This is a genomic window from Kibdelosporangium persicum (assembly GCF_013280595.1).
Classification (GTDB): Bacteria; Actinomycetota; Actinomycetes; order Mycobacteriales; family Pseudonocardiaceae; genus Kibdelosporangium; species Kibdelosporangium persicum.
This window is the reverse complement of the sequence record NZ_JAAATY010000024.1, coordinates 25310-44233: the sequence shown is the minus strand read 5'-3', so window position 1 is coordinate 44233 and position 18924 is coordinate 25310. Positions and strand designations below refer to the sequence as shown.

Genomic DNA, 18924 nt, shown 5'->3' with positions numbered 1-18924 from the left:
ACATGGCACGCAGATCGGACGCGACCCGGGAAGCGATCCTCAACGCCGCCCGCGAACGCTTCGCCTCGGACGGCTACGAACGCGCGACCATCCGCGCGATCGCGGCGGACGCGGGCATCGACCCGGCGATGGTGATGCGCTACTACGGCAACAAGGAGAAACTCTTCGCCGCCGCGGCCGAGTTCGACCTGCGCCTGCCGGACCTGTCCGAGGTGCCGCCCGGCGAGATCGGCGCGACCCTGGCCCGGCACGTGATCACCCGCTGGGAGCACGACGAGACGCTGATGGCCCTGCTCAGAGCGGCGGTCACGAACGAAGTCGCGGCCGAGCGGATGCGCACGATCTTCGCGGCACAACTGGGCCCGCAAGTGCTGAAGATCAATCCGAGCCGGGCTCCGGCCCGCGCGGGCATGATCGCCACTCAGGTCCTCGGTTTTGTCCTGTGCCGCTACGTGGTGAAACTCCCGCCCGTGGTGGACCTGGAGCCGGACGAGGTCGTGCACTGGCTCGGCCCGACCCTGCAGCGCTACCTCACCGAGCCGGTGTGATGCGGCTGGAGGACCACGAGGGTGCCCGGGGGAGGCGGACGAGCCGGCTTGTAAGCCGGATTCTGTACCCGGGAGACCCGGGTGGCGGCCATCCATCTGGGCCTGCCGTCGCCGACAGGCTCGTGCGGCCTACCCGCAGGCTCGGGCGGGCAGCCCTCGAACGCCTGCGCGGACGCCCGTGGGCGTCCTTTTGGCCTTGCTCCGGGTGGGGTTTACCTAGCCACCCCGGTCACCCGGGGTGCTGGTGGTCTCTTACACCACCGTTTCACCCTTACCTCGGCCCTTCCAGGCCAAGGCGGTCTGCTTTCTGTGGCACTGTCCCGCGAGTCACCTCGGGTTGCCGCTAGCAACCACCCTGCCCTGTGGAGTCCGGACTTTCCTCGACACACCGGAATGTGCCGCGGCCGCCCCGCCGACTCATCCGCCCACAAAGCGTATCTCACGGTGCGGAACTGGTTGCTCCTGTGTTGGCAACAGGGCTTTACTCGGCGGCGTCAGACGGTCACCGACCGGGAGCGATGATGTCCACAAGCGACGAACTGTTCACCGCTGGGAGGTGACGGCCATGGCCACGATCCTGATCGTGTCAGGCAGTCCGTCACCACAGGCGCCGACCGCCGTGCTGCTCCGGCGCGTGTCCGACGTGTTGACCGGCCTGGGCCACGAGGTGCATTTGCTCGTTGTGCGCGACCTGCCGACGGTCGCGTTGCTCAGCGCGGACCTGCTTGATCCGACGATCAGGAACGTGATGGACCTGGTCGACCGGGCGGACGGGGTGGTGGTCGCCAGCCCGGTGTACCGCGCCGCGTACAGCGGTCTGGTGCAGTCCTTGCTGAACCTGCTTGCCAGGACCGCGTTGAGCGGCAAGGTCGTGCTGCCGTTGGCCAACGGCGGCAGCCAGGGTCACCTGGTCGCGCTCGACTACGCGTTGCGGCCCTTGCTGATCGCACGCGGCGCCACCGACGTGGTGCCTGGCCATTTCGTGTTGGACGCGGACGTCCACGACGAAGTCGCCACAACGGTTTCCGGCGGCCTCGACGCGGCGGTGCGGCGGTTCGCCAACGCGGTCGCCGAACGGCCGGGCCTCGCTACTGCTTCATGATGGCGACGAACGCGGCCAGCGACTCCTCGAACGGCGCCGCGTCGGAGTACCACTTGGTCTCGTGCTCCAGCACGATCGGGCCGGTGAAACCCCTGGCGGCGTCCAGGGTCTCCCTGATCGGAACCGTGCCGGTGCCGGGCACCATCGGCCGCCGGTCGGTGGCCGACGCCGCGTCCTTGAGCTGAAGCTCACCCAGCCACGGAAGCAAAGCCTCGGCCGCCTCGGCGGGGGTCTCGCCCGCGCGCCACGTGTGCATGACGTCCCAGATCGCGCCGACGCCGTGGGCGCCCGACTGCGCCAGCACGCCCGCGATCTCCTTGCCTCGCAACAAAAGGTCGTGGGTCTCGACGAGCAACGTGACGCCTTCGGCGATCTCGGCCGCCTGGGCGAGCCGCTCGGCGGCCAGTTCGACCGAGGTCCCGGGCGAGCGGCCAGGGAAGATGCGGATCGCGGGCACGTCGAGGTCGTGCGCCAGCTCGACGTGGTCGGCCAGGATCGAGATGTCGTCGTCACACAGGCGGTAGTACGACGCGAGAGCGTTGATCCGCAGCCCGGCCAACGCTTCGAGGGCCGCGTCCCGTTCCACCTTGGACAGGCCGACGTGCACCGGTTCGTCGGCGGCACATCGCAACTCGACCAGCCCGATGCCGTACTTGCGGGCCAGTGCGGCGACATCGGCCAAAGGCAGGCCGGGGCACCCGAGCGTCGAGAAACCAAGCATGCCGCTCACCTTACGACCGTGACCTGCCCACCTAGCCCCCTCGTGAGTGTTTATCAGGGTTAGAACACCGCTAAACGCTCACGAGTGACTGAAAGGTCACTCTTGACATGTGACTAAAAGGTCACATATGGTCTGTGCTGTGACCGAGGACGACGACAGGGTGTTCAAGGCGTTGGCCGACCGCAGCCGTCGTTTCCTGCTCGACCTGCTGTTCCACCGGGACGGCAGGACGCTCACCGAACTGGAGTCCGAGCTGGAGATGACGCGGTTCGGCGTCATGAAGCACCTGAAAGTGCTCGAGGAAGCCGGTCTTGTGGTCACGCGCCGGTCGGGACGGGAGAAGCTGCACTTCCTCAACGCCGTCCCGATCCGGTTGATCCACGACCGGTGGATCGACAAGTACACGTTGCAGCAGGTCGCCGCGCTGGCCGACCTCAAAGCTGAACTGGAGAGACCGATGACGACCACCAAGACCGTGCAGGTGAACCGGGTCTACATCAAGGCGTCCGCGCAGGCCATCTGGGACGCGATCACCAAGCCCGAATGGACCGTCAAGTACGGCTACCAGGCACCGGTCGAGTACGACCTGCGCGTCGGCGGTGCTTATCGGGGCCTGGCCAGTGACGCCATGAAGGAGTTCGGGGCGCCCGACGTCGTCATCGACGGCGAGGTCCTCGAAGTCGATCCACCGCACAAGCTCGTGCAGACGTGGCGGATGCTTCCTGTCGGCGAGCAGGCCACCACGTTGACCTACGAGATCTCGGAGAAGGGGAACGGGGTCTGCTGTCTGACCGTCACCCATGACGTCACGGGTGCTCCGCAGACCGCCGCGCAGTGTGCGGGCACGATCGAGGGTGCCGGCGGTGGCTGGGCCGAGGTCCTGTCCGACCTCAAGTCGCTGCTGGAGACCGGGAAGTCGGTGTACGCGTGATGAAGCGCTTAGTCATCGCCGCCGTCGCGGGCCTGATCGCCGTGGCCGCGCCCGCCACGGCGGCGCCACAGAACCGTGTTTACGAGACCGCGAACCACCGTGTCGAGGTTCCGGCGAACTGGAACGGCACACTTCTGCTCTACAGCCACGGTTACTACCCCGAGCCGCCCTACCCGCTCACCACCATGCTGGCGAACCGGGAGTTCGACACGCCGGAATGGTTGTTGCGTAACGGCTTCGCGTTGGCCGCGTCGGAGTTCGAAGGCCGGTACGGCTACACAATCGAACCCGCGCTACGCGACCAGATGGCGCTGCTCGACTGGTTCGAGAAGAACGTCGGCAAGCCGCGCCGGACCATCGCGACCGGCAGTTCGATGGGCGGCGGCATCGCCGCGCTGCTCGCCGAACGCAACCCGCACCGGTTCGACGGCGTGCTGGCGATGTGCTCCGAGTTCGACGCGCAGGGTTCGTGGAACACCGCCTTGGACATCACCTTCGTGGTCAAGACTCTGCTGGCCGACGGCCAGGACATCGACCTGGTGAAGGCCAAGGACCCGCAAGGCAGCACGCAGGCCTTGCTGGACGCTGTCACCGATGCCCGCGACGACGACGCCGGTCGGGCACGGATCGCCCTCGCCGCGGCGCTGGGCAACATCCCCGGCTGGTACAGCGCGCACGACCCGCAGCCCGCGGACCAGCTCAACGACCAGGCCGACTGGATCTACTGGGCCTACATCTCCGGCATGGGGCCGGGTAAGGGACGGCAGGACCTCGAACGCCGAGCGGGCGGCAACCCGTCGTTCAACATCGGCGTCGACTACCGTCGCCAGCTCGGCAGGTCCTCGCTGTCCGACGAGGTCAGGAAGGCCTATGCCAAGGCCGGTCTGAACCTCGGCGAAGACCTGGACAAGCTGGCGAAGGCGCCCCGGATCGCGCCGGATCCCCGTGCGGTGGCGTACATGTACCGCAACGGCGTCGCGAGTGGACGGCTGACGGTTCCCATCGTGACACTGCACAGCACCCGTGACGGCGGCGCGGTGTCCGACCAGGTTCGTTGGTACGGTCAGGAGATCGGCCGTCCCGGCCAAATGCGACAGCTGTACGTGGAGCGAGGCGGTCACTGCGCGTTCAGCGCGGCCGAGGAGCTGACGGCACTGAAAACGTTGCTGCACAAGCTCGACACCGGTCACTGGCCGGACACCAGCCCGGCGAAGTTGAACGCCGCGGCGACCGGTTACGGCGACACGTACCAGAACGTGTTCAGTCTGGTGACCTTCACCGACAAACAGATGCCTGCCGCGTTCACCCGGTTCACGCCGCCGCAGTTCCTGCGGCCGTCACATTAGGCGTGACCGCCGACGGTGACCGCGCCAAGCGTCAAAGCCGGTGTGGCGCCGACGATCTCGCCAACGCGCTGAGCCTGCTCGTCAAGCTCGGCGCGTTGGCGTTTGCCCAGCTTCAGCAGCGTCTCGACCGTGATGGCGAGTTTTCGGCCGGATTTGCGTTGGTGCCACAGCCCGGCGACGGCGCCGTTCACGACCAGGTACTGGAAGTTCTGCGGCAGCACCCGTTCCGAGGCCTTGCCCGGGTACAACAGCGCGGGTGGTTGGTTGCCCACGCGATACGCGTAACCGTCGAAGTAAGGCAGCAACCGTACGCATTCGACGGGCTCCGGTACCGCGGTGTCGCCCGCGAGGATCCAGGCGGTCTCGCCTTCCACGTCGACCTGTTCGAGATCGACCGACGCGAACACCTCGGTCGCCCATTTGACCGGCGCACTCAGCCAGTGTGCAAACCGTTGCGGCGTCGACGGTCCGTAAGCACGCAGGTAACTCCGCACGACGTGCGGCAGCGACTCGTGCGCCGGAGCCGGTGTGACGCCTGGGTTGGTGTACGTGACCTTGCGGCCGCGGTTGGCGCCGAAACACAGCACACCCCGGATGCCCGCCAGATGCGTCACCGTCCGCCAACGCGGCCACAAGTCCTGGAACGCGGGCATGACTCGGTCGACGGCCCATGGCCCGACCGATTCGGCCAGCGCCGCGGTCAGCTCGTCGATGGTCAACTCCTTGCCGTCCAAGGCTTCGCCGATCGCCGCGAGCACCTGTTCGGTCTGCTCGCCGGTCATCCGCACGTGCTCGTCCCACGAGGTGGGACCAGGCGGGATCGCGGACAGGGCGCCGAGCCAGAGCGGCAGCTCGTCGGCAGGCAGCAGGTGCACGGTGCCGCGCGGGCCGAACGTCCTGACCAGGCCGTCCGCCCGCTGTACATCCGCCCGCGTCGCGCCGTTGATCCGCAACGCGATGCTCAGCTCGGCGGCCGAGATGACCTGCGCGTGCGTCCCGGCCATCGCGCTGACGACTTCGGCAGGGCTGGCGTCGAGCGGCGTGCTCAGCCCGTGCTGGGCGAGGCGGCGGGCACAGACATCGGTCCAGGAGAAGCGCATGGCCGAACCGTATGATCTTTTGCGGTCAAGTTCCGTCCGCAATGCGTTTCGCTTCAGTGCGCCGTGCACGCGCGGCGTCTCACATCCCGGGAGTTGCTTCCGCGAACCAGATCGACATTCATCGGCGGTATAATCGAACACATGTTCGACGTATCGATGATCTTGCGGGAACGGTTACGAACTCGTCTCGCGCCGGGGCCGATTTTCACCTGATCGAGGCCCTGAGCTGCGGTTGTGTCCTAACTGGACAGCAGTGACCTGCGCCGCTGTGTGACCGCTGGCTGGGCCGATCGGGCGATTGCCGGTCGGCTAGACTGCTACGGGCTCGTGACTTGCCGCACCAAGGGTGAACATCGGTCGATCGGGCGGGTGAACTCCGCAGGATGTTGGGCGAATTGGGTGGTCATTGCATACGACGGACGCCCGCCACCCCATCATGGGGGTGGTCATTTCGTCACCGGCCGCAGGAGGTTCGAACTGGATCCACGGTGCGTTCGTTGCCCACTACACCTCGTGAAGCCGACATGTTCTACTCGATAGGCACAGCGGGACAACGTTCCGCTTCGCTCGTCGCAATTGGGAGTTCGAGATGATGGCCACGGCCCTGATCACCCTCGCTCAAGGCCAGCCGGGCCTGGGTACAGGCGGGGTTCGCGAATGGATCCTCAACAACCTGGTGCCGTTGCTGCTCCTCGTGGTCGCGCTGCTGTTGCTCTGGCTGGGCGGCGGCAAGGGTGACAACGCGGGGGTCATGCGCAGGCTGGGCGGCGTCGTCGTCGCGCTCGCGATCATCGGCCTGGCGGTGACCACCAGTGCCGGTCAGGACATCGGCGAATGGATCGCCAGTCTGTTCCGGGCCTGATCGCGTGCGGATTCGTACGGACGACGAGGTGTACCGCGTCGACGCGGTGTGGCTCGGGCCGCCGAAGGCGACGTTTCCTTGGCGCGCCCGGTACGTGGCATGGGGCGTCGGTGTCGTCGTTTTCCTTGTCACCATGACCGTCGAGCGGTGGATGGGCATCGGGTTCGGCTTCTTCAGCACGGCCTGGGCACTGATCATCACCGTGCTGATCACCCGGTTCATCTGTTCCCGGATCAGTCACGAGCGACCCCTCGGCGCCGTGCTCACGATGTGGAGCCGGGAACTGACCGCTCCCCGTGAGGTGGGCGCCGGGCAAGGTGGTGCGGTGAGCGCCACGCGGGTAAGGGTGAACGCCCAACGGCCGCGGCCGAAGGTGAAGAAGCGTGGCCGCGTGAAGGAACACAGGCGGGAGGTCAGCGGTGTTCGCACGCCGACGCAAGTCCGGGTCTGACCGGGCAGAGCGGGAAAAGGCGAGGCAGCCGAACCCGTTCGATCCGCCGCCGCAGCGGCAGCAACGGCAACAGTTCGATCCACCCATGGCCCAGTCGCAACCCCCTGCGACGACACGGCAGCCACAGCCACCGGCGAGGCAGCAACGCGCGTTGCCGCCTGCTCCCGGCTACGAGGCGCCGCAACAGCGTCACCGGCACAGGGCCAGTGGGCACAACAACTTCATGCCTCCGCCGCCGGCCACCAAGGCCGGTCGCAAGGCGCAGGCCAAGGCCGCGGCCAAACGCAACCGCAGACTGCCCGGGGAACAGGGCATCCCGTCCTACACCCCGGAGATCTCGGCCCGCAGCATCGACGGGCACCTGCTGCGCACGGGCACGGACGTGTACGCGTGGTACCGGCTGGCGCCGCAGCGCTGGTCGTTCCGTAGCGATTCCCAACGCCAGGACCTGATCGCGGCGATCGCGGGCCAGTACGCCGAGCTGCACGGCCGGTGGATGCACCTGCGCGTGACCGCGCGGCCGTATCCGATCCGGATGTGGGCCGAGGCGCACGTGCACAATGCTGTCGGTCGTTTGCCGGATGTTCCCGGCGCGTTGTCGTTCGACGATTACCTCGTGGGCGAACAACAGCAGCTGATGGGCCGGTCCATGGCTGAGAAAGAGGTCTATCTGGGCGTCCAGGTGCAGACGCGCAACATGGTGGACAGGGCGGTCGAACGGGCCGCCCCTCTGCTGCGCAAGATCTTCCCGGACGCGGTGGACGCCGAACTGGTCGCGCTGGACAGCGAGGTCGAGCACCTCGACCAGGTGCTGGCCTCGGCGGGACTGGAGGGCCGCCCGGCCACGGCCGAGGAGATGTCGTGGCTGATGCACCGGTCGTGCTCGCTGGGCCTGCCCGCGCCGCGCAACATGCCCGCCGTTCCGGGGGCCGCGTGGGAGCCGGAGGACCTGGCCAGTTTCACCGACGCGGCTGATTTCCACCAGGACCCGTACTCCCCGACGGTGACCGTCCGCGGCCGCACGGGCTCGAACGCCGGTGTGACCAGGCACGTCGCGGTGCTGACCGTCGGCCTGATGCACGGCCTGCAGATCCCGGAGCTCGACGACCCGTGGGTGCAGCGCTCCGACCGCCTGCCCGCGACGGTCGAGTGGTCCGCCCGGATCTACGTCCGGCGGCCCGAGGAAGTGCAGGGCGAGCTGGCCCGGCAGATGAACAAGGTCCGCTCGCAGGTCAAGCACTACACCGACGAGCACGGCCTGGAACCGCCGCAGTCGTTGGCGCGCCAGGCTTCCCGCGTGCTCGAGATCGACGACGAGATGACCACCGGGTTCACCGCACTGGCCACACGTGTGCGGTCGTGGTGGCGCCTGGCGGTGTCCGGGCCGACCGAGCGGGACGCGCTGCGCCTGGCCCAGCAGTTGCTGGACCTGTACAAGCCGAAGATCGCCATCGAGCACCCCGAGGCGCAGTACGCGATGGCCCGCGAGTTCATCCCCGGTGAACCGCTGGCCTCCACGGCCTACCTGCGCCGTGGTTCGGTGATGTGGGCGGCCTCGGCCGTGCCCACGGCGACCGCGGAAGTCGGTGACCGGCGGGGCATCCTGCTCGGCGAGACGTGCACGGCGACACGGCGGCCGGTCGCGTGGGACCCGTGGATGGCGCAGGAGTTGCGTGACTCCTCCGGCCTGACCGCGATGGTCGCCGGTCTCGGTGGCGGAAAGTCCTTCCTGGGCGGCGGAATCGTCTACAAGACGCTGCGCGCCGGGGCGTACTGGACGATCCTCGACCCGTCCGGGCCGCTGGCCAGGCTGTGCGAACTGCCCGAGCTGCGGCCGTACGCGCGGCCGATCAACCTGCTCAACGCGCAACCGGGCATCCTCAACCCGTACCGCGTGGTCGCCGAGCCGCTGATCGAGCACTTCATGGACGAGGACGACCCGGAACGCGCCTGGCGCCGGGAGAAAGCCCTCGCCGCGGCCACCCGGCGGCGGCTCGTGCTCGACGTGCTCACCGGGTTGCTGCCGTACGAGGTCGCGCGGTTGCCGCAGACCAGGATCGTGCTGTTGCGCGCGGTCCGGACGGTCGGTGGCCGGTTCGACGCCCACCCGGGCATGGTCTTCGAGGCGTTGCGGCGTGACGCGAGCGAGCACCACGAGCACGCGGTTGTCGTGGCGGACTTCCTTGACGAGATGCGTGAACGCATGTCGTTGCTCATCCCGGAAGACGACGCGGACCCGTACAACGAGACGCGTGACGACCGCCTGACCGTGCTCACCATGGCCGGCCTGACACTGCCGAAGGACGGCGTGGGGCGTGAGCACTGGACCGACGCCGAGTCGCTCGGTGTCGAGCTGCTCAACCTCGCGGCGTGGCTGACGCAGCGGTCGATCTACGAACGTCCCAAGGACCTGCGTAAGGGCGTCTGGATCGACGAGGCGTTCTTCCTCTCGGAGGTGCCGACCGGTCGCGTGCTGATGAACAGGTTCGCGCGTGACTCCCGTAAGTGGAACGTGCGTGTCCTGCTGTCCAGCCAGATCCCCGCGGACTTCCTGCGCATCCAGGGCTTCGTCTCGCTGCTGGACTCCGTGTTCGTGGGCAGGCTGGACGACGACGCCGCACAGGCGGACGCGTTGCGGCTGCTGAAGGTGCCGATCGGGGCGGGCTACGAGCAGGTGGTCGCCAGCCTCGGCCGCCGGCCCGTGCAACGCACCGAGCTGGAGAAGGACCGCGCGCCACGTCAGTTCATCTTCGGTGACGGCACCGGCGGTGTCGAACGCATCCGCGTCGACTTCTCCGGCCCGCACCTGGATCACTTCCGTACGGCCATGGACACGACGCCGGACGCCCTGCGCGACCCGGTCCGTGCCGCGGACGCGGCGCAGCAACACGCGCCGGAACCCGAACCGCCGCAGCCGCCGACGCGGTACGCGGACTCGGACGAGGAGTTCGAACTGGAAGCGGACTTCGAGCTGGGCCTGACCGAGGAGCCGGTGGAACAGCCGGTCGGCGGTGGGGCCCCGAAGAAGCCGGGGCAGGAAGACGCCGCATGATGACCTGGGTTGTGGTGGTGGTCGGCGTCGCGCTGTTTCTCGCAGCGCGACGCCGGCGCAGACGCGCGTGGCCGCATCCGAACAGCGGGCGGCGTAGGGCTTTTCTGACCGTCGCCACGATTCTCGGGCTCCAGCTCGTCGTTTTCGCCCCGGCCGCCATCGCGCAGGACTGCGCGGAGGCACCCAACCCCGAACGCCCGACGGCGGGCATGGTGGCCGCGCTCGACGCGCCACGCCCGTCCCACGGCACACCCGGCTCGATCTACGGCCAATACGCCTACGCGGGCCAGGTCTGGCACGTCTACGACGCCAACTGCGGGCTCGGCAAAGCGATCACCGACCCGGACTCGACGATCGGCAACTGGATGGGCAACCAGTTGTTCGACGTCGGCAAGAACTTCGTCGCGGCCACCAACGGCGTGCACTACGCGCTGGCCTACGACGAGCTGATGGGCCCGCTCGACCGCGCGATCGACGGCGCGACCAAGCTGTTCTACGACAACATCTACGTGCAGTGGTTCGGCCTGGCCGCGGTGATCCTGGCCGTGCTGCTGTTCCGCTACATCTGGCGCGGTGACCTGGCAGCGGTGTCCCGGCGCGGGTTGTGGGCGCTGGCCGCGATGTGGGTCGCCACGTCGTTCATCATCGTCGGGCCGTTGTACAAGGAGATGGAAGAACGCTTCCTGTCCAAGACAACGCAGATCCAAGCGGGCTTCCTGGCCGACAACGCGCCGGAGACCGACCTGCACGCGTTGCCCGAGGCACTGCACGACCGGGTCGTCTACCGCAACTGGCTGCGCGGCGAGTTCGGCAGCGAGGACGCCCCCGAGGCCAAGCAGTTCGGCCAGGAACTGCTGGCGGCGCAGGCGTGGACGAAGTTCGACTCGACCGACACGGTCGACCAGGCCGCCCTCGAACAGAAAAAGGCCAAGTACAAGGAGATCGCCACCAAGCTCGGTCCGACGAAGGGGTACTTCGCGGGCACCGACGGCAGCCGGACCGGCGCCGGATTCCTGGCCCTGTTCCAGGGAATCGTGTACTCGCTGTTCCAGTTGTTCGCCAAGCTGGGCATCCTGCTCGCCCAGGTGCTGCTGCGGATCTTCCTGCTGGCCACGCCGCTGATCGGGTTGATCGCGATCCTGTACCACGACCTGCTGCGCAAGGTCGCCCGCGCGGCCGCCGCGGTCGTGCTGAACGTGCTGGTGCTCGCCGCGCTGGCCGGTATGCACGTGCTGCTGCTGAACGCGATCTTCAACGCGGGCGACAGCCTGCCGACGATCGCGATGATGGCGTTGGCCGCGTTGATCACGGTGATCTTCTTTGTCATAGGCAGGCCTGTGCGCCGGATGTGGCAGATGGTCGAGCTGTCCGTCGGCGCGGTGGGCGGAGCCATGCCGTCCGCGGGACCGGGGCTGTTCTCCCGTTTCCGCCGCAAGGGCAACGAACGCACGCCACAGGACGAGTTCTGGGACAACGTCCGCGACGGCGAGCACGACGACGAGCCCGTGGTCCGTCGCGACGGCCGTCGCCCGCGCCCCGAGGCCACGAATCCCGTCGCCGCGAGTGCGGAACGGATGGACCGCGGCGCTCCGACCGGCGGCTTCGGCCCTCCGGCGATCGGTGCGTCGGCCGCGGCCGTGCTCGGCTCCAGCGGCGACGACCGCGGTTTACCCGCGGCACGCGGACCCGCGGGCGCTTTGCCGCCCGCACAGGGAAGGAGCCGGATCGTCGACACGGCCCCGGTCGCGGACCGCGGCTGGGACCGGGCGGACGACTCCGTGATCGTGCCGTCCCGGGTGATCGCGCCACGGCAACGGGACGACGTCGCGGTGTACGAGCCGCCGGCGGTCGTCTCACCGAGGCCCGCCGAGACCGAGATGGTCGCCGGCCGGCCGGTGCACGTGATCTACCGGCCGTCGCGCGGCCTGGAAGTGCGTGACAACACACCACCCCGTCGGCCACTACCCATGCGGGACGGCCCGCGCGAGACCGATGCGTACATAAGGTGAGAGGAGGAGTCAGATGCCCATCCGGACGAACCGTGGCCGTGCGGCGGTTTATCGCAAGTTATGGGGATGGCCGCTCCGCTCTCCCCGGCACCTGGTCGTGGTCGGCCTGTTCGTGCTGGCCATCGTGTTGTTCGTGGCGTACGTCCTGCCCAGGATGACCGGCGGGCAGCAGTCCGCGCAGAACACCGCGGCCAGCGCGTCCGCCACGCCTGGGGCCACAACCGCGTCCCCGAGGCCGACGCAGGGCGCGCCCGGTGTCATCCCGCCCGCCGCGCAGGGCGGCGGTGGCCAGCCCTCGCAGTCGTTGACCGAGACGCGGCAGCCGGTGTCGGAGAACAAAACCCCCGCCAAGGCCGAGAAACCGGCGCTGGACACGGCTTTGCTGTGGGCGCAGGCGTTCTGCAACCACCCGGACAACGCCAAGCCGGAGGACTGGCTGAACACCTTGAAGCCGTACACCACCGACGAGTACTTCGGCGCCGTCCTGGCCAAGGTGGACCCGAAGTCGGTGCCGCAGACCAAGGTCCGCGGCGGTCCGGTCGCCACGGCCGACTCGTACACCAGCTCGGTCACCGTGGACATCCCCACTGATGCCAAGTCACTACGACTGACACTGATCAAGACCGACGCGGGCTGGCGCGTCAACGAGCACACCGAGGTGGACTAGCCATGCGCCTGGCGGTATTCCTGAGTATCGCCGCAGTGCTCGTCATCGCGGCGATTCTGACGACAGGAGCCGTCACCTCCGTTGTCTCGACCAACCAGAACGCCCAGAACGTCAGTCTCGCCAGCTGCAACGCCTCGATCGGGCCGATCACCGCGGCGGGCTCCGGCGGCCAGATGGACGCCAGCAGGCTCACCGAGGAGCAGCGCGGCACGGTGACGCTGATCATCGCGATCGGCAAGGAGCGCAAACTGCCGCCGCTGGCGTGGCAGATCGCCATCCAGGCCGGGATGACCGAGTCCGGCCTGCGCAACCTGAACTACGGCGACCGGGACTCGCTGGGCATCTTCCAGATGCGCCCGTCCATGGGCTGGGGCAGTGTCCAGCAGGTCACCGACCCGACGTACGCCGTGCACAAGTTCTACGACGTGCTCGAGAAGGTGCCGAACTGGAAGGAACAGCGGCCCGGCGACTCCGCGCAGGACGTCGAACGCTCCGCGTTCCCCGACCGGTACCACCGCTGGGAAGCGATGGCCGCGCACCTGATCAGCTCGGTCGGCGAGGTCGTCGACCCGACCGGGTGCGGCCAGGGCACCGGCGACCTGCTGCCCTCGGCCTCGGGCAACGCGGCCAAGGCGATCCAGTTCGCGTTGGCCCAGCAAGGCAAGCCGTACCTGTGGGGCGCGTCGCTCACGCGGCAGGACGCGTACGACTGTTCGAGCCTGATGAACCAGGCCTACCGTTCCGCCGGGGTCATCCTTCCGAGGGTTTCCCGCGACCAGTACCGGGCCGGCGCGCACCTGCCCGTCGAGCAGGCGCAGCCCGGTGACCTGCTGTTCTGGGCCTACGACACCGGCAACCCGACCACGATTCACCACGTGGCGATGTACCTCGGTGACGGGAAGATCGTGGAGGCCCAGCAGACCGGGGTGCCGGTGCACATCCGGCCGGTGAGCTTCACCGAGCGTGGGCTGGTGCGCCAAGCCGTGCGGCCGGGAGTATGAGGAGAGCCATGTACCAGGACCAACCCCCAGTCCCGCGCTCGGGCACACCGTTGCGGGACTACCTTTCGAGCGGTCCGTTGCCCGCCGTGGTCGACGGGTACGCGGTGCTGCCCAGATCCCTGGCCGAAGGCATGCCGCTGGTCTGGCAGCAGCAGATGACGCAGCTGCTGGCCGAGTTCCACCAGGCCTTCAGCCACCTGTCGTGGCCGGTCTACCGCGTGGTGCCGTCCCGCTACGAGGTCGTCGCCGACCTCGACGAAGAGCAGTTGGCGGAGGTCGGCTGCATAGTGGAGATCGACGGGGACGGCGAACTGGTCTACCGGGAGAGGAGTGGCAAGCGGATCGCCGACCCGGAGAACACCAAAGTGCTGGTGTCCTGCCTCGACCCGATCCCCCGTGAGCACGCGGCCGATCTCCAGGACACCCCGCCCCGCGGCTTCCCGGCCCAGGAGAACTGGAGCTCCCGATGACAACGGACCCGAATCCCGACCCAGGCTGGTACTACTGCACCAAGCACAACCGGGTCGAACACGGCCAGCAGTGCCGCGCCGTCGACCTGCTGGGCCCGTACCCCGACAAGGCGACCGCCGAGCGTGCGCTCCAGCTCGCCGCCGAGCGCACCAAGTCCGAGGACGAAGCCGACCGGCGCTGGAATGACAACTGAGTTCCTGCACCGATACCTGCGGGAGGCGCGCACCAGCGTGGTCTCGTCGCTGGACGGTCTGAGCGAGTACGACATCCGCCGTCCCCTGGTGCCCAGCGGCACGAACCTGCTCGGCCTGGTGAAGCACTTGGTCGGGATCGAGCTGGGTTACCTCGGCTCGTGTGTCGGCAGGCCCGCCTTCACCTTGCCGTGGTACGAGGACAAGTCGGTGTGGGACAACGGCGACATGTGGGCCAAGCCGGACGAGAGCCGCGAGTACCTCGTGGGGCTGTACCGGCAGGTATGGGCACACTCGGACGAGTCGATCGCTTCCTTGCCGTTGGACGCTCCGGCGTCGGTGTCGTGGTGGTCCGAGGACCGGCGCGAGACGACGTTCGGGCATCTGCTCGTGCGGGTGGTAGCGGAGACCGCGCACCACGCCGGACACTGCGACATCGTCCGTGAGCTGATCGACGGACGGTCCGGCGCGGACTACGCTGAGGACTTCTATGAGACCGTGCAGCGGGCGGCCGAGCAGATGAGGCCGGACGGCTCGACCTGACACGGCCTCGGTTCGCCCGGACGTCGGACCGCGATTTCGCATCCGACTCGCGCAAGTACTCACGTGTCGGGCGGAGTGCGGTTAGGGTGCCGTCATGGACACCCAGGACGGCGCCGCGCTCGACTTCGCCGGTGTCCGTGCCGAGTTTGATCTCCCCACGCAGTTCCCGGCGGCCGCTCTGGCCGAGGCCGAGCTCGCCGTCGTCGAGCGTGACCGGCTGGTCGGTGATCGGGAGGACGCGACCGACCTGCCGTTGGTCACGATCGATCCGCCGGGGTCCAAGGATCTGGACCAGGCGCTGTACGTCGAGGCGCGCGAGAACGGGTTCCGCCTGCACTACGCGATCGCTGATCTCGGCACGTTCGTCGAGCCGGGTGGAAGGCTGGACGCCGAGGTGCAGAAGCGCGGCCAGACGATCTACCTGCCTGACGGCAACGTGCCGCTGCATCCGCCGGTCCTGTCCGAGGGCGCGGCGAGCCTGCTGCCCGGCCAGGTCCGGCCGTCCGCCCTGTGGACCATCGATCTGGACAAAGAGGGCGAACCGACACAGATCCACGTCAGACGGGCGCTTGTCCGGTCGATCGCCCAGTTCGACTACGACGGCGTGCAAGCGACGATCGACGCGGGCACCCCGCACCCGTCGATCGCGGCACTGCCGGCCCTGGGGCGTTTGCGCAGGGAGCACGCGGTCCGCCGGGGCGCTGTGGAGCTCCAGCTGCCGGAGCAGGACGTCGGGACCGACGGCAACGGCGGGTGGACCCTCACCCTTCGGCCACGCAACGCCGTCGACGCGTGGAACGCCGAAATGTCCCTGCTGACCGGCATGAGCGCGGCGAAGTTGATGATCGACGCCGGGGTCGGCGTGCTGCGGACGCTGCCTGAGCCCGACGAAGGCGCCATCGAGTGGTTGCGGCGGTCAGCGCGGTCACTCGGCATTAGTTGGCCGAGGACCGACAGCGTCGCGGTGATGCTGTCGAGCCTTGACCCGCGTAGCCCTGAGTCGCTGGCGTTGTACGTCGACGCGACCAGGTTGCTGCGCGGAGCGGGGTACACGGCCTTCGACGGCCCGCTGCCCGAGTTGACCACGCACGCGGGCCTGGGAGCCGCGTACGCGCACGTCACGGCGCCGCTGAGGCGGCTCGTGGACCGGTTCGGCGCGGAGATCTGCCTCGCCGTGTGCGCCGGCAAGGACGTGCCGGACTGGGTCCGCGCCGCGCTGCCGGAGCTGCCCGCGTTGATGGGCGCGTCGGACGCGCTCGCGAGCAAAGTGGACAAAGCCTGCCTCGACCAGGCCGAGGCGTGGGTGCTGGCGGGCCGGGTCGGCCAGGAGTTCGACGCGGTCGTGCTGCGTGCCGAGGCCAACTCGGCGGAGGTGTTCATCACAGATCCCCCGGTCATCGCCAAATGCGCAGGTGAGAGCCTTCCGGAAGGTGGGCGGATCCGCGTGCGCCTGCTCGACGCGGATACCGTGAAACGAAAGGTGTCCTTCGAGAAGGTGGAGATGCAGTGACCGACGTTTCCCAACTCACAGTGGGTGTTTTCGGCGGGACCGGGCCCCAGGGCCGTGGCCTGGCCCTGCGCTGGGCCAAGGCCGGGCTCAAGGTCATCATCGGCTCGCGCAAACAGGAGCGTGCCGAGGAGACCGCCGCCGAACTGCGGTCGCTCGCGGGCGTCGGCACCGTGACCGGGCTGGACAACCTGGAGACCGCGAAGCAGGCCGACGTCGTGCTCGTCGCGGTGCCGTGGGAGGGCCACAAGGCGCTGCTGGAATCGCTGCGCGACGCGCTGACCGGCAAGATCGTGATCGACTGCGTCAACCCGCTCGGCTTCGACAAGCAGGGCCCGTACGCGCTGCCGGTCGAGGAGGGCAGCGCCGCCCAGCAAGCGCGCGTTCTGCTTCCCGAGGCACGGGTCACGGCCGCGTTCCACCACGTGTCCGCGGTGTCCCTCGAGGACCTTTCGGTGCCCTCAATGGACAGCGACGTGCTCGTTCTCGGGGACGACCGGGAGGCCACCGACATCGTGCGCGCGCTGGCCGAGACGATCCCGGGCTTCCGGGGCATCTACGGCGGCCGGCTGCGCAACGCCCACCAGGTCGAGGCGTTCACCGCGAACCTGATCGCGATCAACCGCCGCTACAAGGCCCATGCCGGTATCCGGATCACCGACGTGTGACGACCTCGGCGAACCCGTGCCGGTCACGTCACCGGCACGGGTGGTCAGCCTGGTCCCGTCCCTGACCGAGGCGATCGAGACGACCGCGCCCGGCCTGATCGCCGGGGCGACGGAGTACTGCACTCATCCGGAATCGCTCGACGTCCCCCGGGTCGGCGGCTCGAAGTACCCGGATGTGCAGGCGGTGCTGGACCTCGACCCGGACCTGGTCGTGGCCAACGCGGAAGAGAACCGCCCGCAGGACGTGGACCAGTTGCGTGCCAACGGCGTCCCGGTCTGGGTGACGTCGGCGGCCGTCACCGTGCCCGACGGCCTCCGGTCCGTCCGGCGGTTGCTGACCCAGGGGCTCGGCCTGACCGAACCGGACTGGCTGGTCGAAGCCGAAGGCCTGTGGTCGAAGTCCGTTCCGGTGCATTCGACGGCCATCATCCCGGTGTGGCGCAGACCGTGGGTCGTGGTCGGGCGGGACACGTTCGCTGGCGACGTGCTGCTGCGGCTCGGAGTGGCCAACGCGTACGCCACCCACGAGGACCGTTATCCACGTCCCCAGTTGGAAGAACTACAGGCACAGGACGTCGATCTCGTCGTGCTGCCGGACGAGCCGTACCTGTTCACCGACTCCGACGGGCCCGAGGCCTTCCCGGGAAAGCGGTACGTCCTGGTCAGCGGCCGGTACCTGACGTGGTGTGGTCCGTCGCTTGTGGACGCTCACTCGTCGCTGCTCTGACCCTTCCCGGCGAACTTGTCCGTGGCGAGCAGCAGTTGCTGGGCGATGCCGGGATCGGCGACCGCGTGCCCGGCCGTGTGGATGACGTAGCCCTCACAGCCCGGCCAGGCCCTGCCGAGTTCGTACGCCGTCACGATCGGCGTCACCATGTCGTACCGCCCGTTAACGATGACGGCCGGGATGTCCCTGAGCTTGCCGGCGTCCCGGATCAGCTGCCCTTCCTCGAGCCAGCCCCGGTTGACGAAGTAGTGCACCGCGATCCGGGCGAACGCGACGGCGAACTCCTCCTCGGTGTAGGACGTCAGCATCGAGGTCTGGGTGGAGACCGTCGCGCCCTCCCAGCGGCTCCACGCCATCGCGGCCTCGTGGCTCACTTCGGGGTCGTCGCTGAACACGAGCCGGTGGTATGCCGTCAGCGGGTCCTCGCCGTCGGGCACGAGCCGGATGAACTCGGCCCAGGCCTCAGGGAAGACGTTCCCGGCGCCGCCGCGGTACAACCAGTCCAGTTCGGACTGTCGTAACGTGAACACGCCACGCAGCACCATTTCGGTGACCCGCTCGGGATAGGTCTGTGCGTACGCCAGCGCCAGCGTCACGCCCCATGAACCGCCGAACAGCAACCACCGGTCGATCCCCAGGTGTTCGCGCAGCTGCTCCATGTCGGCGACCAGGTGCCACGTCGTGTTGGTCTTCAGGTCGTGCTCCGGCGAGCTGACGTGTGGTGTGCTCTTCCCGGAACCCCGCTGGTCGAACAGGACGATCCGGTAGCGCTCAGGATCGAAATGCCGCCGCTGGGCGGGATTAGTCCCGGCTCCGGGACCACCGTGCAGCACCACCGCGGGCTTGCCGTCCGGGTTGCCACTGACCTCCCAGTACACCTGATGCCCGTCGCCGACATCGAGCATTCCTGAGTCGTACGGGGTGATCGCTGGATAGAACGCGCGCATGCCCCACACTCTCGCACCTCACCCCTCGTGAGTGTTTATGCGTGTTAGAACACGGATAAACACTCACGAGGGGGTGGTGG

At 68.4% G+C, this 18924-nt stretch carries 19 protein-coding genes and 1 other RNA gene; 16 read left to right on the top strand and 4 right to left on the bottom strand.

Features of this window, described 5'->3' with window-relative positions:
• Positions 1 to 2: 2 nt before the first annotated feature.
• On the top strand, positions 3 to 548 hold the full coding sequence (locus GC106_RS33190; protein ID WP_173138777.1) for a TetR/AcrR family transcriptional regulator: 546 nt from the start codon (positions 3 to 5) through the stop codon (positions 546 to 548).
• A gap of 35 nt (positions 549 to 583) precedes the next feature.
• Here the strand turns inward: GC106_RS33190 and rnpB are convergent.
• Positions 584 to 968, bottom strand: an RNA gene (gene rnpB / locus GC106_RS33185) — RNase P RNA component class A.
• A gap of 145 nt (positions 969 to 1113) precedes the next feature.
• Between rnpB and GC106_RS33180 the strand changes: the two genes are divergently transcribed.
• Positions 1114 to 1650, top strand: a complete 537-nt coding sequence (locus GC106_RS33180) for an NAD(P)H-dependent oxidoreductase (RefSeq protein ID WP_173138775.1) — start codon at positions 1114 to 1116, stop codon at positions 1648 to 1650.
• Here GC106_RS33180 and GC106_RS33175 read toward each other — a convergent pair.
• Positions 1637 to 2371 (bottom strand): sugar phosphate isomerase/epimerase family protein, encoded by a 735-nt coding sequence (locus GC106_RS33175; protein WP_173138970.1) that lies wholly within the window; start codon positions 2369 to 2371, stop codon positions 1637 to 1639. The genes GC106_RS33180 and GC106_RS33175 overlap by 14 nt on opposite strands.
• Positions 2372 to 2510: 139 nt before the next feature.
• Here GC106_RS33175 and GC106_RS33170 point away from each other — a divergent pair, with 139 nt between their 5' ends.
• Complete coding sequence (locus tag GC106_RS33170; protein ID WP_312873063.1) at positions 2511 to 3302, top strand: ArsR/SmtB family transcription factor; 792 nt, start codon at positions 2511 to 2513, stop codon at positions 3300 to 3302.
• A complete protein-coding gene (locus GC106_RS33165) occupies positions 3302 to 4648 on the top strand; it encodes an alpha/beta hydrolase (protein WP_173138771.1) in 1347 nt (448 codons plus the stop codon). Before GC106_RS33170 ends, GC106_RS33165 begins: the two co-directional genes overlap by 1 nt.
• On the opposite strand, the gene GC106_RS33160 is transcribed toward GC106_RS33165, so the two are convergent.
• A complete protein-coding gene (locus GC106_RS33160; RefSeq protein ID WP_173138769.1) occupies positions 4645 to 5748 on the bottom strand; it encodes a winged helix DNA-binding domain-containing protein in 1104 nt (367 codons plus the stop codon). The genes GC106_RS33165 and GC106_RS33160 overlap by 4 nt on opposite strands.
• A gap of 589 nt (positions 5749 to 6337) precedes the next feature.
• On the opposite strand from GC106_RS33160, the gene GC106_RS33155 reads away from it, so the two are divergent.
• From GC106_RS33155 to GC106_RS33100, 12 genes are all read left to right on the top strand, one after another.
• Positions 6338 to 6610: a hypothetical protein gene (locus tag GC106_RS33155; protein ID WP_173138767.1), complete on the top strand. Its 273-nt coding sequence runs from the start codon at positions 6338 to 6340 to the stop codon at positions 6608 to 6610.
• A 4-nt stretch (positions 6611 to 6614) separates the two neighbouring features.
• Positions 6615 to 7061: a hypothetical protein gene (locus GC106_RS33150; protein ID WP_173138765.1), complete on the top strand. Its 447-nt coding sequence runs from the start codon at positions 6615 to 6617 to the stop codon at positions 7059 to 7061.
• 223 nt (positions 7062 to 7284) lie between these two features.
• Positions 7285 to 10113 carry an ATP-binding protein gene (locus GC106_RS33145; RefSeq protein ID WP_173138968.1) on the top strand — a complete coding sequence of 943 codons (2829 nt, stop codon included), beginning with the start codon at positions 7285 to 7287 and terminating at the stop codon, positions 10111 to 10113.
• Positions 10110 to 12122, top strand: coding sequence for a hypothetical protein (locus GC106_RS33140; protein ID WP_173138763.1), 2013 nt, complete (start codon positions 10110 to 10112; stop codon positions 12120 to 12122). Before GC106_RS33145 ends, GC106_RS33140 begins: the two co-directional genes overlap by 4 nt.
• Positions 12123 to 12135: 13 nt before the next feature.
• Positions 12136 to 12789, top strand: coding sequence for a hypothetical protein (locus tag GC106_RS33135; protein WP_173138761.1), 654 nt, complete (start codon positions 12136 to 12138; stop codon positions 12787 to 12789).
• A 2-nt stretch (positions 12790 to 12791) separates the two neighbouring features.
• Entirely contained in the window at positions 12792 to 13790 is a 999-nt protein-coding gene (locus GC106_RS33130; RefSeq protein WP_173138759.1) for a C40 family peptidase, read from the top strand.
• Between the two features lie 8 nt (positions 13791 to 13798).
• Positions 13799 to 14260, top strand: a complete 462-nt coding sequence (locus GC106_RS33125) for a hypothetical protein (RefSeq protein ID WP_246367424.1) — start codon at positions 13799 to 13801, stop codon at positions 14258 to 14260.
• Positions 14257 to 14454 (top strand): hypothetical protein, encoded by a 198-nt coding sequence (locus GC106_RS33120; RefSeq protein ID WP_173138755.1) that lies wholly within the window; start codon positions 14257 to 14259, stop codon positions 14452 to 14454. Before GC106_RS33125 ends, GC106_RS33120 begins: the two co-directional genes overlap by 4 nt.
• Positions 14444 to 14995 carry a DinB family protein gene (locus GC106_RS33115; RefSeq protein WP_173138753.1) on the top strand — a complete coding sequence of 184 codons (552 nt, stop codon included), beginning with the start codon at positions 14444 to 14446 and terminating at the stop codon, positions 14993 to 14995. Before GC106_RS33120 ends, GC106_RS33115 begins: the two co-directional genes overlap by 11 nt.
• Positions 14996 to 15089: 94 nt before the next feature.
• Positions 15090 to 16505 (top strand): RNB domain-containing ribonuclease, encoded by a 1416-nt coding sequence (locus GC106_RS33110; RefSeq protein ID WP_173138751.1) that lies wholly within the window; start codon positions 15090 to 15092, stop codon positions 16503 to 16505.
• Entirely contained in the window at positions 16502 to 17170 is a 669-nt protein-coding gene (npdG, locus tag GC106_RS33105) for an NADPH-dependent F420 reductase (protein ID WP_173138749.1), read from the top strand. The genes GC106_RS33110 and npdG overlap by 4 nt, the downstream gene beginning before the upstream one ends.
• Positions 17142 to 17897 (top strand): helical backbone metal receptor, encoded by a 756-nt coding sequence (locus GC106_RS33100; RefSeq protein ID WP_173138747.1) that lies wholly within the window; start codon positions 17142 to 17144, stop codon positions 17895 to 17897. The genes npdG and GC106_RS33100 overlap by 29 nt, the downstream gene beginning before the upstream one ends.
• Here the strand turns inward: GC106_RS33100 and pip are convergent.
• Positions 17879 to 18844, bottom strand: coding sequence for a prolyl aminopeptidase (pip, locus tag GC106_RS33095; protein WP_173138746.1), 966 nt, complete (start codon positions 18842 to 18844; stop codon positions 17879 to 17881). The two genes, GC106_RS33100 and pip, sit on opposite strands and share 19 nt — an antisense overlap.
• Between the last annotated feature and the right edge of the window lie 80 nt (positions 18845 to 18924).

Coding starts and splice junctions, on each gene's coding strand:
- GC106_RS33180 (WP_173138775.1), top strand. CDS start 1,114: ATGGCCACGATCCTGATCGTGTCAGGCAGTCCGTCACCACAGGCGCCG.
- GC106_RS33140 (WP_173138763.1), top strand. CDS start 10,110: ATGATGACCTGGGTTGTGGTGGTGGTCGGCGTCGCGCTGTTTCTCGCA.
- GC106_RS33115 (WP_173138753.1), top strand. CDS start 14,444: ATGACAACTGAGTTCCTGCACCGATACCTGCGGGAGGCGCGCACCAGC.
- GC106_RS33125 (WP_246367424.1), top strand. CDS start 13,799: ATGTACCAGGACCAACCCCCAGTCCCGCGCTCGGGCACACCGTTGCGG.
- GC106_RS33165 (WP_173138771.1), top strand. CDS start 3,302: ATGAAGCGCTTAGTCATCGCCGCCGTCGCGGGCCTGATCGCCGTGGCC.
- GC106_RS33160 (WP_173138769.1), bottom strand. CDS start 5,748: ATGCGCTTCTCCTGGACCGATGTCTGTGCCCGCCGCCTCGCCCAGCAC.
- GC106_RS33190 (WP_173138777.1), top strand. CDS start 3: ATGGCACGCAGATCGGACGCGACCCGGGAAGCGATCCTCAACGCCGCC.
- GC106_RS33135 (WP_173138761.1), top strand. CDS start 12,136: ATGCCCATCCGGACGAACCGTGGCCGTGCGGCGGTTTATCGCAAGTTA.
- GC106_RS33110 (WP_173138751.1), top strand. CDS start 15,090: ATGGACACCCAGGACGGCGCCGCGCTCGACTTCGCCGGTGTCCGTGCC.
- GC106_RS33145 (WP_173138968.1), top strand. CDS start 7,285: ATGCCTCCGCCGCCGGCCACCAAGGCCGGTCGCAAGGCGCAGGCCAAG.
- GC106_RS33100 (WP_173138747.1), top strand. CDS start 17,142: ATGCCGGTATCCGGATCACCGACGTGTGACGACCTCGGCGAACCCGTG.
- GC106_RS33130 (WP_173138759.1), top strand. CDS start 12,792: ATGCGCCTGGCGGTATTCCTGAGTATCGCCGCAGTGCTCGTCATCGCG.
- GC106_RS33175 (WP_173138970.1), bottom strand. CDS start 2,371: ATGCTTGGTTTCTCGACGCTCGGGTGCCCCGGCCTGCCTTTGGCCGAT.
- GC106_RS33155 (WP_173138767.1), top strand. CDS start 6,338: ATGATGGCCACGGCCCTGATCACCCTCGCTCAAGGCCAGCCGGGCCTG.
- pip (WP_173138746.1), bottom strand. CDS start 18,844: ATGCGCGCGTTCTATCCAGCGATCACCCCGTACGACTCAGGAATGCTC.
- GC106_RS33120 (WP_173138755.1), top strand. CDS start 14,257: ATGACAACGGACCCGAATCCCGACCCAGGCTGGTACTACTGCACCAAG.